The organism is Alkalibacillus haloalkaliphilus C5 (assembly GCF_000269905.1).
Classification (GTDB): Bacteria; Bacillota; Bacilli; order Bacillales; family Alkalibacillaceae; genus Alkalibacillus; species Alkalibacillus haloalkaliphilus_A.
In genome coordinates this window covers 1-971 of record NZ_AKIF01000279.1, presented here as the reverse complement: position 1 = coordinate 971, position 971 = coordinate 1, and the positions used below count along the sequence as shown (strand labels likewise).

The 971-nt window shown below is 40.4% G+C and carries 1 protein-coding gene; it reads right to left on the bottom strand.

Features of this window, described 5'->3' with window-relative positions:
• Positions 1-392, bottom strand: a 392-nt coding sequence (locus tag A194_RS19085) for a surface carbohydrate biosynthesis protein (protein WP_040403351.1), incomplete at its 3' end; no start/stop codon positions are given.
• Positions 393-971: the final 579 nt, after the last annotated feature.

Genomic DNA, 971 nt, shown 5'->3' with positions numbered 1-971 from the left:
GTTAGGGTGATGTTTTGTTGTGGCACATAATTTTCGATTAGTTCTTTTTGATAAGTACCCCAACAGTAAATTTGGTCGATCTTTTCGGTGCTGGTTTTGTTCATGCGATCTTGTAAATATTGATTAGTGTCTGACATAATGAGCCCTTCTTCATCTAGTTCAACTAAACGATGCCCTTTTGTTTTCATCTTTTTCACAATCCGTGAACGATATCTGTCAGGATACCCTTTAGCAAAAAAGATCCCTTGTGGCAGTTCAAGTGCTGCTCGTTCTACCGCCGTTTGCTCACCGATCACAACCCGAAAACCTTCTTGCGCCGCATAATATGCAAGCAACATCTTCGCATCTAACTCCCGCACTTTCACCTCAATTGGTAAAAATAAGTACGTCATCAAAACCGCCGCCTTCTTTCCATTTGTATAATATATGAAAGATTTCAGTTGAGAGTGTGAGCTATTGGAATACATTTACAGGATGAATTGTTATTGTTACACTGACTAGTAATTATTTATGGGGAGAGATTGGATGACGTTCGGTGAATGGCTATTATTTGGATTACTTATTATTGTAGTGTCCATATTTATTTTTGATAGGTCCAGAGGGAATAAAAGGGATTATGAGCCATTATTAAACAAATTAGTGATTGCCATGTGCTCAACTCTTCTCTTGTATCTTGTTTTTATAGAAGGAAGTTCGATTATCAGTTTTCAGGGGATCGGCCTTATGATCGGCATAGTCGTTTTAACGACCATGGAATGGAAGTCGAAACGTAAAAATCGAGCGAACAAGGTGGCTTCGTAATTTTTTGTTCGATAGTTATGGGCGTGTGTCCGACACTAATGCCGCTTCGTCCGACAATTATGGGCCCGTGTCTGACATTAATGCTGCTTCGTCCGACAATTATGAGCATGCGTCCGACATTAATGCCACTTCGTCCGACAATTATGACTGCGGGTCCGACATTAACCCTG